The sequence below is a fragment of the Pseudomonas sp. FBCC-B35 genome (assembly GCF_059133755.1).
The window spans coordinates 1,627,429-1,642,341 of record NZ_CP101439.1 but is presented as its reverse complement, the minus strand read 5'-3'; the positions used below and the strand labels follow the sequence as shown (position 1 = coordinate 1,642,341).

Genomic DNA, 14,913 nt, shown 5'->3' with positions numbered 1-14,913 from the left:
CTCCACGAAAGGCGAGCATTGTACCAGCGCTCGAGGCCGTCAGCACTCACTCAACGCATCACGAAAACGCCTGACAAGCGCCTTGAGGTTGCTGCGCCACGCTTCAAGCTCGGCACGGGACAGCGGCGCAGGCACCTGCTCATCGAGGCTGACGGCCTGGATCAGCGGCTGGGTGACGTCAGTCTTGGGTGGTTTGCGCATCACGGGCGCTCGGAACAAGTCAGCATACGCAGCCAGCATCTGCGCCAGCCAGGTCTCCCGTTGCCGGGCAAGCTCCAGAAGCTCGGCAACTTCTGGTATGGCGATGCCGTTGAAGGCGTCATGGGCCAGGGCCTGCTCGACGGTTGCCAGCGCAGGCAAGCGATAGTACCCACTGATTTCGTGACACAGGCCAAGCAATGCACCGTGCAGATGAAACAATGCCGACTCCCGCTCAGCCTGCACCAGCCCCTGGGCGTTCATGGCCTGACTCTGTTCAGCCTTGGCCATCGATTCCAGTGCCAGCCCGGCAAAGAACAGTTTTTGATTGGTACGGGTATAGAGCTCCTGGGCCATGTGTCGCCCTCCCATCAGGTGGCTAAGCGGATTGCTGCATCATAAATGAAAGGGGCCGTGCTGCGGCCTTTCGTGGCATCAGCTCACGAAAAGCCGCCGCGCGGCCCCATCCCTGAACGCTAGACCTCAGCGCTTGTCTTCGACTTTCCAGGTCTTGCCATCGTAGAACGCCTTCCAACCGGTAGGCTTGCCGTCCACTTCGGACTGGACGTATTGCTCCTTGGTCTTGCGGCTGTAGCGGATCACGGTAGGACGACCGTCCGGATCCTTCTGCGGCGCTTCGCACAGGAAATGGTACTTGGGATCGATCTCATGCTTGTGCGGAACAATCTCGCACACCAGGGGCGCACGCGTTTCGCGGTTCTTCGGGAACTGGCTGGCAGCCAGGAACAGCCCCGAAGCACCATCGCGCAGCACATAGGTGTCGTCCACCTTCTCGCACTTGAGCTCAGGCATGTCGACCTTGTCCATCTTCGGCGGCGCCGCTTCACCGCTTTTGAGCAGCTTGCGCGTGTTCTTGCACGCAGGGTTGGTGCACCCGAAGAACTTGCCGAAGCGCCCGGTCTTGAGCTGCATTTCGCTGCCGCACTTGTCGCACTCAAGGCTTGGGCCTTCGTAGCCTTTGATGCGATAGCTGCCCTCTTCGATCTCGTAACCCGGGCAATCGGGGTTATTCCCACAGATGTGCAGCTTGTGCTTTTCATCGAGCAGGTAGGCGTCCATCGCCGTCGCACAGACCGGGCAGCGGTGCTTGCCAAGCAAGACGCGCGACTCCGATTCACCCTCGTCGTCTGCAGCAATCTCGTCACCAGGAACGAGGTTGACCGTGGACTTGCAGCGCTCCTTGGGTGGCAGGCTGTAACCAGAGCAGCCCAGGAACACGCCCGTGGACGCTGTACGGATCATCATCGGCCGGCCGCACTCCTTGCAAGGAATGTTGGTCATCGTCGGCTGGTTGGCACGCATGCCGCCTTCGCTGGATTCGGCCGTCTGCAACTTTTTGCTGAAGTCGCCGTAGAACTCGTCCAGCACGTTCTTCCAGTCGCGTTCGCCGTGGGCGACGTCGTCGAGGTTCTCCTCCATGCCGGCGGTGAAACCGTAATCCATCAAGTTGGAGAAACTCTCGGAAAGCCGCTCGGTCACGATATCGCCCATCTTCTCCGAGTAGAAGCGACGGTTGTGCAACGTCACGTAGCCACGGTCCTGGATGGTCGAGATGATCGCCGCATAGGTGGATGGACGGCCGATACCGCGTTTTTCCATTTCCTTGACCAGGCTGGCCTCGGTGAACCGTGCAGGCGGTTTGGTGAAGTGCTGGGTAGGATCAAGCTGCATCAGCTTGAGCGCTTCACCCTGGACCATTTCGGGCAGCACGTCGTCTTCACCAGGCTTGCTCTGCTGCGGCAACACGCGGGTGTAGCCATCGAACTTCAGGATACGGCCCTTGGCACGCAGCTCGAAGCTGCCTGCTGCCACGGTCACGCTGGTGGACAGGTACTGGGCCGGCGGCATCTGGCAGGCCAGGAACTGACGCCAGATCAGCTCGTACAGCCGCTCGGCATCGCGCTCCATACCGCTGAGCTTGGTCGGGTGGGTGCTCACGTCCGAAGGCCGGATGGCTTCGTGCGCCTCCTGAGCCCCCTCTTTGCTGCCGTAGACCTGCGGGGTTTCGGGCAGGTACTGCTTGCCGAATTCCCGCTCGATGTAGCTACGGGCCATTTCCAGCGCATCGCTCGACAGGTTGGTCGAATCGGTACGCATGTAGGTGATGTAACCCGCTTCGTACAGACGCTGGGCCATCATCATGGTTTTCTTCACGCCGAACCCCAGGCGATTGCTCGCCGCCTGTTGCAGGGTCGAGGTGATGAAGGGCGCTGAAGGCTTGCTGCTGGTCGGGCGGTCTTCACGCTTGACGACGCTATAGCTCGATGCCTTGAGCTTTTCCAGCGCGGCCATGGCCTGGGTTTCGTTCAGCGGCTTGAAGGCCTCGCCATTTTCACGGGCGACTTCGAAGCGAACCTTGGCGTTCTTGGCAGTGCCGAGATCGGCATGGATTTCCCAGTATTCCTGAGGAATGAAGGCACGAATCTCGCGTTCGCGTTCGACCACCAGCTTGACCGCTACCGATTGCACACGCCCGGCCGACAGGCCACGGGCAATCTTGGACCACAGCAACGGGGACACCATGTACCCCACTACGCGATCGAGAAAACGGCGCGCCTGCTGCGCGTTGACCCGATCGATGTCGAGCTCACCGGGCTGCGAAAACGCTTCCTGAATGGCTTTCTTGGTGATTTCGTTGAACACCACGCGCTTATAGCGGGTGTCGTCGCCACCGATGGCCTCACGCAGGTGCCAGGCGATCGCCTCCCCTTCGCGGTCCAAGTCGGTCGCGAGGTAGATGGTGTCGGCGTCCTTGGCCAGGCGGCGCAGCTCGTCGATCACCTTTTCCTTGCCGGGAAGGATCTCGTACTTGGCTTTCCAGCCCTGGTCCGGGTCGACGCCCATGCGTGCAACCAGCTGGCGACGCGCCTTTTCTTTGGGCGAAAGGGCCGGTGCCTCACCCGCCGCCTTGCCACGCTTGGCGGCCGGCTCTTTGCTCGCGCTAGCCGAACCGCTGGTGGGAAGGTCTCGGATATGGCCGATACTCGACTTCACCACGTACTGGTTGCCCAGGTACTTGTTGATGGTCTTGGCCTTGGCCGGGGATTCCACAATGACCAGCGATTTGCCCATGGATCGGAGTATTCCTGAATCTGAAGATTGAAAACACGTCAGGTACCAGACGCGGCACCGCTATATATAGTGGCAAAACTGCGAGGTCAAGTTCAGAACATCACGCCTGCGACTTGTCCGACATCCCGCAAAGCCCTTCTTCGGCCTTGATCAACGCAAAGCGGGGCACCTGTTCGCCATCGACTTCCACCGACTCGCGGAACATCGACAGCGGGCGCACCCAGAAGCTGTAATCACCATACAGGCATTGGTAGAACACCATCCACTCCTCGCTCTCGGAGTGCCGCGCAACACTGAACACGCGGTACTCCGGGCCCTTGTAATGCCGGTACACACCTGGCTGGATCTGCATGTCGTCTACCTCCTGATGCCATCGAAACCCAAAAAACAAAACCGGGGCACGAGGCCCCGGTTGCTGTCCTTCTCCTGCGCCTTAGACGCGTTCAAAGACAGTGGTGATACCTTGGCCAAGGCCGACGCACATGGTCGCAACCCCCAGCGTGCCGCCATTTTGCTTCATGACGTTGAGCAGGGTGCCGGAAATACGCGCCCCGGAGCAACCAAACGGGTGACCCAAGGCGATCGCGCCGCCGTGCAGGTTAACCTTCTCATTCATCTTGTCGAGCACTTTCAAGTCTTTCAACACAGGCAGCGCCTGTGCGGCGAACGCCTCGTTGAGTTCGATGAAGTCGATGTCGGCCATGCTCAAGCCCGCGCGCTTGAGGGCTTTCTGGGTGGCCGGTACTGGGCCGTAGCCCATGATCGCGGGGTCGACGCCCGCCACTGCCATGGCCCGAATGACCGCCAGAGGCTCGATACCCAGGTCCATCGCACGCTGGCCTGACATCACGATCATGCACGAGGCACCGTCGGTGATCTGGGAAGAAGTACCTGCGGTCACGGTTCCGCCTTTGGGGTTGAAGGCCGGCTTGAGCGACGCCAGGCCCTCGAGGGTGGTTTCCGGACGAATGGTTTCGTCGAAGTCGAACACTTTCAGGAAACCGTTCTCGTCATACCCCTGCATGGGGATGATCTCGTCCTTGAACTTGCCCTCGATGGTGGCCTTGTGCGCCAGCTGGTGCGAGCGCACGCCGAACTGATCCTGCTGTTCACGCGTGATGCCGTGCATCTTGCCCAGCATCTCGGCCGTCAGGCCCATCATGCCCGAGGCCTTGGCCGCATGCAGCGCCAGGTGTGGGTTGGGGTCTACGCCATGCATCATGCTCACGTGCCCCATGTGCTCGACGCCGCCAATCACGAACACGTCGCCATTGCCAGTCATGATCGCCTGGGCGGCGGTGTGCAGTGCGCTCATCGACGAGCCGCACAGCCGGCTGACGGTCTGCGCCGCAGAGGTGTGCGGGATCTGGGTCATCAACGAGGCCATGCGGGCGATGTTCCAGCCCTGCTCCAGGGTCTGGTTCACACAGCCCCAGATCACATCCTCGACTTCCTTGGGATCGACCTTGTCGTTGCGCTCAAGCAACTTGCTGATCAGGTGCGCCGACATGTCTTCGGCACGGGTATTGCGGTGCATGCCACCCTTGGAGCGGCCCATTGGCGTGCGACCGAAGTCGACGATCACCACGTCTCTTGGATTAAGGCTCATATCAAATCTCTCGCTCTAGCTCGTTGACCGCTCAGTTGAAGAAGCGCTGGCCCGTCTTGGCCATCTCACGCAGCTTGGCGGTCGGGTGGTACAGCGGCCCCAGGTCGGCATAGCGATCGGCCAGGGCGACGAATTCGGCTACACCCAAGGTATCGATGTAGCGCAGCGCGCCGCCACGGAAGGGTGGGAAGCCAATGCCGTAGACCAGGCCCATGTCCGCCTCGGCGGCCGTCTCGACGATGCCATCTTCAAGGCAGCGAACGGTTTCCAGGCACAGCGGGATCATCATCCAGTTGACGATGTCCTCGTCACTGACTTCACGCTGCTCGTACACGATGGGCTTGAGTACCTCAAGCACGCCGGCATCGGCGACTTTCTTCGGCTTGCCACGCTTGTCGGTTTCATAGGCGTAGAAGCCCTTGCCGTTCTTCTGGCCCAGGCGGTTGGCATCGTACAAGGCGTCGATGGCCGAGCGGCGCTCGTCCTTCATGCGATCGGGGAAGCCCTCGGCCATGACGTCACGGCCATGATGCCCGGTGTCGATGCCCACCACGTCCATCAGGTACGCCGGGCCCATGGGCCAGCCGAATTTTTCCATGACCTTGTCGATGCGCACGAAGTCCACCCCCGCGCTAACCAGCCTGGCGAAGCCGCCGAAGTACGGGAACAGGACACGGTTGACCAAGAACCCTGGGCAGTCGTTGACCACGATTGGGTTCTTGCCCATTTTCTTGGCGTAAGCGACGGTGGTAGCGACTGCCACTTCGCTGGATTTTTCGCCACGGATCACTTCCACCAACGGCATCATGTGCACCGGGTTGAAGAAGTGCATGCCCACGAAGTTTTCCGGGCGCTTCAGCGCTTTTGCCAGCAGATTGATGGAAATGGTCGAGGTATTGGATGCCAGAATCGCATCCTCCCTCACCTGCCCTTCCACCTCGGCAAGCACGGCCTGCTTGACCTTGGGGTTTTCAACCACGGCCTCGACCACGATGTCCACGTGGGCGAAATCGCCGTACGACAGGGTCGGACGAATCGCGTTGAGCGCCTCGGCCATCTTGGCCGGTGTCAGCCGACCTTTCTCGACCCGATTGCCCAGCAGCTTGGACGCTTCGTTCAACCCAAGCTCGATGGCCTCTTCGCGAATATCTTTCATCAGGATCGGCGTGCCCTTGACCGCCGACTGATAGGCGATGCCGCCGCCCATGATACCGGCGCCCAGCACGGCCGCCTGCTTGACGTCACGGGCAATCTCGTCGTGGGCCTTGGCCTTGCGCTTGAGTTCCTGATCGTTCAGGAACAAGCCGATGAGGCTCTGTGCAACCGACGTCTTGGCCAGCTTGGCAAAGCCTGCCGCTTCGATTTCAAGTGCCTTGTCGCGACCGAAGTTGGCCGCTTTCTGGATGGACTTGATCGCCTCGACAGGCGCTGGGTAATTAGGGCCGGCCTGCCCAGCGACGAAACCTTTGGCGGTTTCGAAGGCCATCATCTGCTCGATGGCATTGAGCTTGAGCTTCTCGAGCTTGGGCTGGCGCTTGGCCTTGTAGTCCAGCTCGCCACTGATGGCGCGCTTGATCAGGTCCAGGGCACCGGCCATGAGCAACTCAGGCACTACCACGGCATCGACGGCACCGACTTTCAGGGCGTCTTGGGCACTGTTTTCCTTGCCCGCGGCAATCCACTCGACGGCGTTGTCCGAGCCGATCAGGCGCGGCAGACGCACTGTGCCACCAAAGCCTGGATAGATGCCCAGCTTCACTTCGGGCAGGCCGATGCGCGCGGTGGTGGCCATGATGCGGTAGTCCGCTGCCAGGCACATCTCCAGACCACCGCCCAGGGCGATACCGTTGATGGCTGCAACCGTAGGCACCTGGAGGTCTTCGAAGGCGTTGAAGATATGGTTGGCTTCCAGGCTGCCGGCGACCAATTCGGCCTCGGGCAACTTGAAGTTGTCGACGAACTCGGTGATGTCGGCACCGACGATGAACACGTCCTTGCCGCTGCTAACGATGACACCCTTGACCGAAGCATCGGTCTGGATGGCGTCTACAGCCTGGCGCAGCTCGCTCAGGGTCAGGCGGTTGAACTTATTGACGGACTCACCCTTGAGGTCGAACTTGAGCTCGACGATGCCACTTTCAAGAGCCTTAACCGTGATGGCTTTACCTTCGTAAATCATCAACTGATCTCCAAGATATGGAAGCTGAACTGTACACGCCGATCACTGCAGCACCGCAGCCGTCATGGCCACCTGCTCCAGGCACACCCGTCAGCGCGCGAGTCGTACGCATGAATGAGTGGCGTGCAATGCAAACGCTCAATTCATACGCCCGTTTGATTTGGGTGTGCACACATTCTCCGAAAAGATCTGCATTGTCAAATGCTGCACCCACGGGGAGAAAAGCCGACTTTGCGGTCACTTTCCACAAGCCGGGTACGACCGATCATGCCGCTGATCGCTGGCCATTCATGCTGGCAATCCTCACACCTTGCCAGCCTCGGCACCCCTTGCAGTCTGGCTGATCCAGGCACAAGCGCCAGGCGTTACTTGACGGAGTGAATTCAACGGCCTGCCCAGCCTTTTGGCGTGGTAGAACGAGAAAGCGGCGATTGACCGGTTCCTGTCAGGGAACCGCCGAATCGCCGCTTTCTCGTTGCGCTGCGTGTCAGGCGCCATGGACAGCCCGCCGAGCACCCTTGGAGTCAGGCCAGTGTCTCCAGCACGTAGGCAACATCCTGCAATACAGCCGTGCCCCCCCGCTCCGTCCAGTAGAGCGCTATCATCCGCGCATCGGCCTCGACCTTGTAGGCGCTTGCTGGCAGACGGGCCAGGGCTTGCAAGAAGCGCGGGTCTTCGCACGGCTCGCGCCACTGGTTCCACCATACGCCAGGGCTGATCTGCCAGAAGCTGAAGCTGTCGACATGCCCCCGCTTGCGTGCCCGGTGATATTGCGGGCAAGGGCTCGGCGGCTGTTTTTCCAGCCAGTGCGGCCACTGCTGAGGCGCCAGCTGCATGGCCAGGCCCATGCGCCGCGCCTCCAGGCGCAGGCGCATCTGCTCACTCTGATTGCGCGAGTTGCGCAGCCAGGAAAGCGGGCTGAGAATCAGCGCAAGGATTGACACCACCAGCAATACCGTCATATCAGTAGCTCCCATAAACCGTTGCAAATGAGCTGGTTAGCCATTTTTCACGCATGACCCGCCCGAAAGCGACCATACTTCTTCTATAGCGATTGCCTGGAGTACAGCTCATGACCTACCAACATCTGCTGGTCGCCGTCGACCTGACGGAAGAATGCGACCCTGTGATCAAGCGCGCCATGGCGCTGGCCCAGCCTACCAACGCCAAGGTGTCACTGGTGCACATCGTCGAACCCATGGCCATGGCGTTTGGCGGCGACGTGCCGATGGACTTGTCGCAACTGCAACAGCAGCAGTTCGATCAGGCCAAGGAACGCATGGATCGCCTGTTCAGCAAGTATCCGGGCATCCAGCGCGGCGACTCGCACTTGACCTACGGCCAGCCCCGCCAGGAAATCCATCAATTGGCCAAAGAACAGCACTGCGACCTGATCGTCGTGGGCAGCCACGGTCGCCACGGCCTGGCGCTGCTGCTGGGCTCCACAGCCAACGACGTGCTGCACGGCGCACCCTGCGATGTGCTGGCAGTGCGACTGCAGAAAAAGGACTGAGCCTGTCTACCGCCAGGGGTTAAGCGGCCACGCCAGGTGCCTTGGGGTTGCATCCTCCCTCTGGCACCTGGCAGCGGGCTCGCCCGCTACGCGCAGGCGATCAACGCCCTGCCTGCTTAGCCTTCCAGCTCGGCCCAGCGCTCCACCAGGGCATCGAGCTCACCTTGCAGCTTCTCGATGTTCGCCAGCACCGCTGACGTCTCTGCGATCGGACGCTGGTAGAAACCGACCGCGCTCACCTCTTCCTGAGCCTGGGCCATGCGCTGTTCCAGCGCGTCGATCTGCCCCGGCAGCATCTCCAGCTCACGCTGAAGCTTGTAGCTGAGCTTTTTCTTCGATTCCTCGGCCACTGGCGCAGCGACGGCTTGCGGCTTGGCCTCGACCTTCTCCACCACCGCACTGTTGAGCGCCGACTTGCCGCCTTTACTCTCCGTAACGCCGAGCAGCTTTGGCGAACCGCCCTGACGAATCCAGTCTTCGTAACCGCCCACGTACTCGCGAACCAAGCCATCGCCCTCGAACACCAGGGTGCTAGTCACGACGTTGTCGAGAAACGCCCGGTCGTGGCTGACCATCAGCACGGTACCCTTGTAGTTGGAGAGCACCTCTTCGAGCAGCTCGAGGGTTTCCACGTCCAGGTCGTTGGTGGGTTCGTCGAGCACCAGCAGGTTGGCCGGCTTGCTGAACAGCTTGGCCAGCAGCAGGCGCGCACGTTCGCCGCCGGACAATGCCTTGACCGGGGTGCGGGCCCGCTGCGGACTGAACAGGAAGTCGCCCAGGTAGCTCAGCACATGCCGGTTCTGCCCTTCGATCTCGATGAAGTCTCGGCCCTCGGCGAGGTTGTCGATGACGGTCTTTTCCAGGTCCAGCTGATGGCGCATCTGGTCGAAATAGGCGACCTCAAGCTTGGTGCCGCGCTCGATCTTGCCCGAAGTGGGCTCCAGATCACCCAGCATCAGCTTGAGCAAGGTGGTCTTGCCGGTGCCGTTGGCGCCCAGCAGGCCGATCCGGTCCTGGCGCTGCAGCACCATGGAAAAATCCTTCACCAGCATCGGCCCGTCCGGGTGCGAGAAGCTGACGTGCTCGAGCACCATGACCTGCTTGCCCGACTTGTCGGCCGCCTCGATCTGAATGTTGGCCTTGCCCTGCCGCTCACGGCGCTCACCGCGCTCCACGCGCAGCGCCTTGAGCGCCCGCACGCGGCCTTCGTTACGGGTGCGACGGGCCTTGATGCCCTGGCGAATCCATACCTCTTCCTGGGCCAGGCGCTTGTCGAACAGCGCGTTGGCGGTTTCCTCGGCGGCCAGCGCGGCCTCCTTGTGCACCAGGAAGCTGGCATAGTCGCCATTCCAGTCGATCAGGCCGCCGCGGTCCAATTCGAGGATGCGGGTGGCCAGGTTCTGCAGGAAGGATCGGTCGTGGGTGATGAACAACACGGCGCCGTTGAACCCGCGCAGTGCTTCCTCGAGCCAGGCGATGGCACCGATATCCAGGTGGTTGGTCGGCTCGTCGAGCAGCAACAAGTCGGGCTCGGACACCAGCGCCTGGGCCAGCAGTACACGACGACGCCAGCCGCCGGACAACTCCGCCAGGGTCTTGTCTGCCGGCAACTGCAGACGACTCAGGGTGCTTTCAACCACTTGCTGCAGGCGCCAGCCATCGCGGGCCTCCAGCTCGTGCTGCACGTGCATCAGTTTTTCCAGGTCTTCATCGCCCTGGATGTTCTGGCTCAGGTGATGAAACTGTGCCAGCAGCTCGCCGACGCCATCCAGCCCTGCCGCCACGACGTCGAACACCGTGCGCTCGTCGGCCAGCGGCAGTTCCTGGGGCAACTCGCCGATTTTCAGCCCAGGGGCGCGCCAGATGTCACCGTCATCGCCTTTCTGCTCGCCCTTGACCAGGCGCAGCATGCTCGACTTGCCAGTGCCGTTGCGGCCGATGATGCACACCCGCTCGCCACGAGCGATCTGCCAGGACACCTTGTCCAGCAGCGGCATGGCGCCGAATGCGAGGGACACATCGCTGAATTTGAGCAGGGTCATGTTCGTCTCCATAAATCGGGCGCGCATTCTACCTGAGTTAGCCCTGCGCCGACATCCGCACGGCCTGCACCCGTCGCCCACGGCGACACCCGGTCGAACTTAATATCCCGATACAAGCGCAGTGCTTTCACCTGTCATCCGCAAACGGCTAAGCTAGGGCCATCGTTTTCAACAGTGCTGGCCCCGCCGCCACTTTCCCATGGTTCAACTGCCCGGACGTATCATGCGCAGCCGCCTGTTACAAATTGCTTCATGCCTGTTGCTCACCGCTGCCACCGGCGCGGCCCAGGCCACCGACATTACCGTGCAACGCCAATACTATGATGAAGCCAAGCGTGCGCTGGCCAAGGGCGACAAGGGCCCGTACCTGCGCTATGCCCAGGCGCTCGACGATTATCCGCTGACACCGTATCTGGCCTATGACGAACTGACCGCGCGCCTGAAATCTGCCAGCAACCAGGAGATCGAGGGTTTCCTGGCCAAGCACGGCGACCTGCCCCAGGCCAACTGGATGAAACTGCGCTGGTTGCGCTGGCTGGCCGAACGCGGTGAGTGGCAGACCTTCGCCAAGTACTACGATCCCAAGCTCAACTTCACCGAGCTCGATTGCCTGAACGGCCAGTACCAGCTCAGCCACGGGATGCGCACCGAAGGCTTTGCCACGGCAAACAAGCTGTGGTCGGTGGGCAAGTCCCAGCCTGCTGCCTGCGACCCGTTGTTCGCCATGTGGGCTGCCGAGGGGCAGCTCACGGAGGCCAAGCGCTGGGAGCGGGCCAAGCTTGCAGCCCAGGCACGCAACTACGGCCTGGCCGAGAACCTGGTCAAGACCCTGACCACGCTGGCGCCACAAGGCCGTCTGCTGATCGATGTGGCGCAGAAACCCGAATTGCTCAACCAGCCATCACGCTTCACCCAGGCCGACGAAGCGACCTCGGACGTCGTCAGTCTCGGGCTGCGCCGCCTTGCACGGCAGGACCCGGAGCGCGCCATGGGGTTGCTTGACGACTATGCCCAGCGCATGCACTTTTCCCGCGATGAAAAAGTGGCCATTGCCCGCGAGATCGGCCTGACCCTGGCCCGGCGCTATGACCCGCGCGCGCTTGACCTCATGACCCGCTACGACCCCGAACTGCGGGACGATACCGTCAGTGAATGGCGCTTGCGCCTGTTGCTGCGCCTGGGCCGGTGGGAAGATGCCTATGCCCTCACCAAGCGCCTGAGCGGCGACCTGGCCCAGAGCAGCCGCTGGAAGTACTGGCAGGCGCGGAGCCTGGAGCTGGCGCAGCCGAAGAACCCGCAAGTCCCGCAGTTGTACAAGGCCGTTGCCCGCGAGCGCGATTTCTATGGCTTCCTGGCTGCAGACCGTGCGCAAGCCCCCTACCAACTGAACAACAAGCCCCTGGTGCTCAGCCCACAGCTGGTCAAGAAGGTGCGCAATACACCTGGCATCCAACGCGCCCTCGAATTCCATGCCCGCGGTCAGATCGTCGAAGGTCGCCGCGAGTGGTATCACGTGAGCCGTCACTTCACCCGGGACGAAATGGTCGCCCAGGCGCGCCTGGGTTACGAGTTGCGCTGGTATTTCCCGGCCATCCGCACCATCAGCCAGGCCAAATACTGGGATGACCTGGACGTACGCTTCCCCATGGCGCACCGCGACACCCTGGTACGCGAAGCCAAGGTGCGCGGCCTGCACTCGAGCTGGGTATTCGCAATCACCCGTCAGGAAAGCGCCTTCATGGAGGATGCCCGTTCCCCAGTGGGCGCCAGCGGGCTCATGCAGTTGATGCCTGCTACAGCCAAGGAAACCGCGCGCAAGTTCAGCATCCCACTGGCTTCGCCCGCACAGGTCCTGAACCCGGACAAGAACATCCAGCTGGGGGCTGCCTACCTCAGCCAGGTGCACAGCCAGTTCAACGGCAACCGAGTACTGGCCTCAGCCGCTTACAACGCAGGCCCAGGCCGCGTACGGCAATGGCTCAAAGGCGCCAAACACCTGAGCTTCGACGTGTGGGTCGAGTCCATTCCATTCGATGAAACCCGTCAGTACGTTCAGAACGTGCTGTCCTATTCGGTGATTTACGGACAAAAGCTCAACATGCCACAACCCCTGGTGGACTGGCACGAGCGCTACTTCGACGACATGTAAGGAGGCCATTAGCGGCTGATCAAGCCAGGGCGCCGACCACACCGGCGTCCGGCTGCCCGACAACTCAGAGCACCTGGACCTTCATGCCAACCTCCAGGTGCCCGTCGCCATCGGCGGCCAGGTTTTGCCCAAACAATATGTCCCCTTCCTTTTCCCGGAACGTCCGAAGCGTGGTCATGGGCTCGCGGTCAGGGCTGCGCTGCCCCGTGGCAGGGTCGATGGTGGTGAAAATGCAGCGCACGCTTGGCTTCAAAACACGGAACTCCACCGTACCGATGCGAATGCGCTTCCAGCCATCCTCTGCGAAAGCCTCGGCCCCCTGCACCACCAGGTTTGGCCTGAACCGCAGCATGTCCATGGGCCGGCCGACACGGCGATCGAGCTCATCGAGCGACGCCTGGCCAATGAGCAGCAACGGGAAACCGTCGGGAAAGGCGGCACGGTCCCGGTCGGTGCCATAGCCATTGGGCAGGTACCTGGCCCGCTGCTGCGGGCAATACACCAACCTCACCGCTTTGCCTAGCCAGCCACTGAGCCAAGCGGCGGCCTCATCACCGGCATCCGGCACACGAAAGGTGTCGCGCCATAAGGTCACCCCTCGCAGCGGGGCATCGTCGGCCGGGGACACCACCTTCAGCGGCACTTGCCCAGGCGCCCGCAGCAACAGTACTCCGCCTGTCTCGACTGCCTCGAGCTGCCCGAGCTGGGGCCAGACGCGCTGGGTCAGAAAGCGCCCGTTCTGTTCCTCGACCAGCATCCAACGGCGGTCTCCTTCAAGCCCAAGCACACCAACGGGAGAGACCTGCAGGCCTTGCGCCCGCCCCGACTTGACCGGATACCGGTAGAGCTCACTGAGAAACATCCCTGCTGCCTCATAAATCGCCAAACCGCCAGCTTATACCCAGCAGGGCGCGCAATCACGCGTTGGTGGTGTCCAGCAACAGGCGCTGCTTGACCACATCGACCAGCCGATCAGGCTGGAACTTGGACAGGAAATTGTCGCAACCCACTTTCTTGACCATGGATTCGTTGAAGCTGCCGGACAGCGACGTATGCAGCACCACGTACAGTTTGCGCAGGCGCGCATCCTCGCGGATTTCGGTCGTCAGGCGATAACCGTCCATTTCCGGCATTTCGGCATCCGTGAAGATCATCAATAGCTTTTCGCACATGTCCTCCCCGGCATCGGCCCACGCCTTGAGCATGCGCAAGGCTTTGAGGCCGTCGCTGGCAACGTGCAGTTTCATCCCCAACTGCGAGAGCGTGTCGCGCAACTGGGCCAGGGCCACACTGGAATCGTCCACCAGCAGCACCTCGCGACCACGCGCCCTCGCCAGTACCGGATCGGCCAATTTCTCACCCGAAACGCGGGCGTTGTAAGGCACGATTTCGGCAAGCACCTTTTCCACATCGATCACCTCCACCAGCTTGTCGTCCACCTTGGTGATGGCAGTCAGGTAATGCTGACGGCCGGCACTGGTCGGTGGCGGCATGATGGATTCCCAATTGAGGTTGACGATGCGGTCGACCCCGCCCACCAGAAACGCCTGCACCGAGCGGTTGTATTCGGTGACGATGATGGTGCTGTCGGGGCCTGGCTGAATGGGGCGCATGCCGATCGCCTGGGACAGGTCGATTACCGGGAGTGTCTGGCCTCGCAGGTTCACCACACCGCAGACGAACGCGTGACGTTGCGGCATCAGTGTCAGCTTGGGCAGTTGTAACACCTCCTGCACCTTGAAGACGTTGATCGCGAAAAGCTGACGCCCAGCCAGCCGGAACATCAGGATTTCCAGCCGGTTCTCCCCTACCAGTTGTGTGCGTTGGTCTACTGTGTCGAGAATGCCAGCCATTGGTAAGCCCCCAGGCTCATGTCGAAAATGTGCGCGATTGTGTGTATATCGGCAGCCGGAGTAGCATCTTGACCCCAAGAAACGCCACACCCTTGCCTAATTTGATATCACTTTAACAGCATGCTTAACTGGTTTCCTAATTCCACTCGCACACGCTGAAAAGTTCCGTTTTTTTCTTGCCTATCAGGGAAACCCCTAGTGGCAATCAGGTACAACCTGATGTTCGCTCTATCCTTTAGCCATTAATGTGACGCCATTCTCACTGCATGAATGGAGT

At 61.3% G+C, this 14,913-nt stretch carries 11 protein-coding genes; 2 read left to right on the top strand and 9 right to left on the bottom strand.

All coding sequences use genetic code 11. From position 1 onward, the window contains the following. Positions 1-39: 39 nt before the first annotated feature. The 6 genes from NMB38_RS07330 to NMB38_RS07305 form a co-directional block, all read right to left on the bottom strand. Positions 40-555, bottom strand: a complete 516-nt coding sequence (locus NMB38_RS07330; RefSeq protein ID WP_028687363.1) for a DUF6586 family protein — start codon at positions 553-555, stop codon at positions 40-42. A gap of 126 nt (positions 556-681) precedes the next feature. Next, positions 682-3,291: a type I DNA topoisomerase gene (topA, locus tag NMB38_RS07325; RefSeq protein WP_027915088.1), complete on the bottom strand. Its 2,610-nt coding sequence runs from the start codon at positions 3,289-3,291 to the stop codon at positions 682-684. Between the two features lie 100 nt (positions 3,292-3,391). Next, complete coding sequence (locus tag NMB38_RS07320) at positions 3,392-3,643, bottom strand: DUF1653 domain-containing protein (protein WP_027915089.1); 252 nt, start codon at positions 3,641-3,643, stop codon at positions 3,392-3,394. Between the two features lie 81 nt (positions 3,644-3,724). Continuing rightward, complete coding sequence (gene fadA, locus NMB38_RS07315) at positions 3,725-4,900, bottom strand: acetyl-CoA C-acyltransferase FadA (protein ID WP_027915090.1); 1,176 nt, start codon at positions 4,898-4,900, stop codon at positions 3,725-3,727. Positions 4,901-4,931: 31 nt separating this feature from the next. Beyond that, entirely contained in the window at positions 4,932-7,079 is a 2,148-nt protein-coding gene (gene fadB / locus NMB38_RS07310) for a fatty acid oxidation complex subunit alpha FadB (RefSeq protein ID WP_490806028.1), read from the bottom strand. Positions 7,080-7,603: 524 nt separating this feature from the next. Next, positions 7,604-8,041, bottom strand: a complete 438-nt coding sequence (locus NMB38_RS07305; RefSeq protein ID WP_125922363.1) for a hypothetical protein — start codon at positions 8,039-8,041, stop codon at positions 7,604-7,606. Between the two features lie 110 nt (positions 8,042-8,151). On the opposite strand from NMB38_RS07305, the gene NMB38_RS07300 reads away from it, so the two are divergent. Next, complete coding sequence (locus tag NMB38_RS07300) at positions 8,152-8,592, top strand: universal stress protein (RefSeq protein ID WP_027915093.1); 441 nt, start codon at positions 8,152-8,154, stop codon at positions 8,590-8,592. 116 nt (positions 8,593-8,708) lie between these two features. Here the strand turns inward: NMB38_RS07300 and NMB38_RS07295 are convergent, their stop codons facing one another. Further along, on the bottom strand, positions 8,709-10,634 hold the full coding sequence (locus tag NMB38_RS07295) for an ATP-binding cassette domain-containing protein (RefSeq protein ID WP_028687365.1): 1,926 nt from the start codon (positions 10,632-10,634) through the stop codon (positions 8,709-8,711). 223 nt (positions 10,635-10,857) lie between these two features. On the opposite strand from NMB38_RS07295, the gene NMB38_RS07290 reads away from it, so the two are divergent. Then, positions 10,858-12,783 (top strand): transglycosylase SLT domain-containing protein, encoded by a 1,926-nt coding sequence (locus tag NMB38_RS07290; protein WP_049696307.1) that lies wholly within the window; start codon positions 10,858-10,860, stop codon positions 12,781-12,783. A gap of 64 nt (positions 12,784-12,847) precedes the next feature. On the opposite strand, the gene NMB38_RS07285 is transcribed toward NMB38_RS07290, so the two are convergent. Together NMB38_RS07285 and NMB38_RS07280 are read right to left on the bottom strand one after the other, a co-directional pair. Beyond that, positions 12,848-13,645 carry an MOSC domain-containing protein gene (locus NMB38_RS07285; protein ID WP_028687366.1) on the bottom strand — a complete coding sequence of 266 codons (798 nt, stop codon included), beginning with the start codon at positions 13,643-13,645 and terminating at the stop codon, positions 12,848-12,850. A 55-nt stretch (positions 13,646-13,700) separates the two neighbouring features. Beyond that, positions 13,701-14,636 (bottom strand): chemotaxis protein CheV, encoded by a 936-nt coding sequence (locus NMB38_RS07280; RefSeq protein ID WP_027915097.1) that lies wholly within the window; start codon positions 14,634-14,636, stop codon positions 13,701-13,703. Positions 14,637-14,913: the final 277 nt, after the last annotated feature.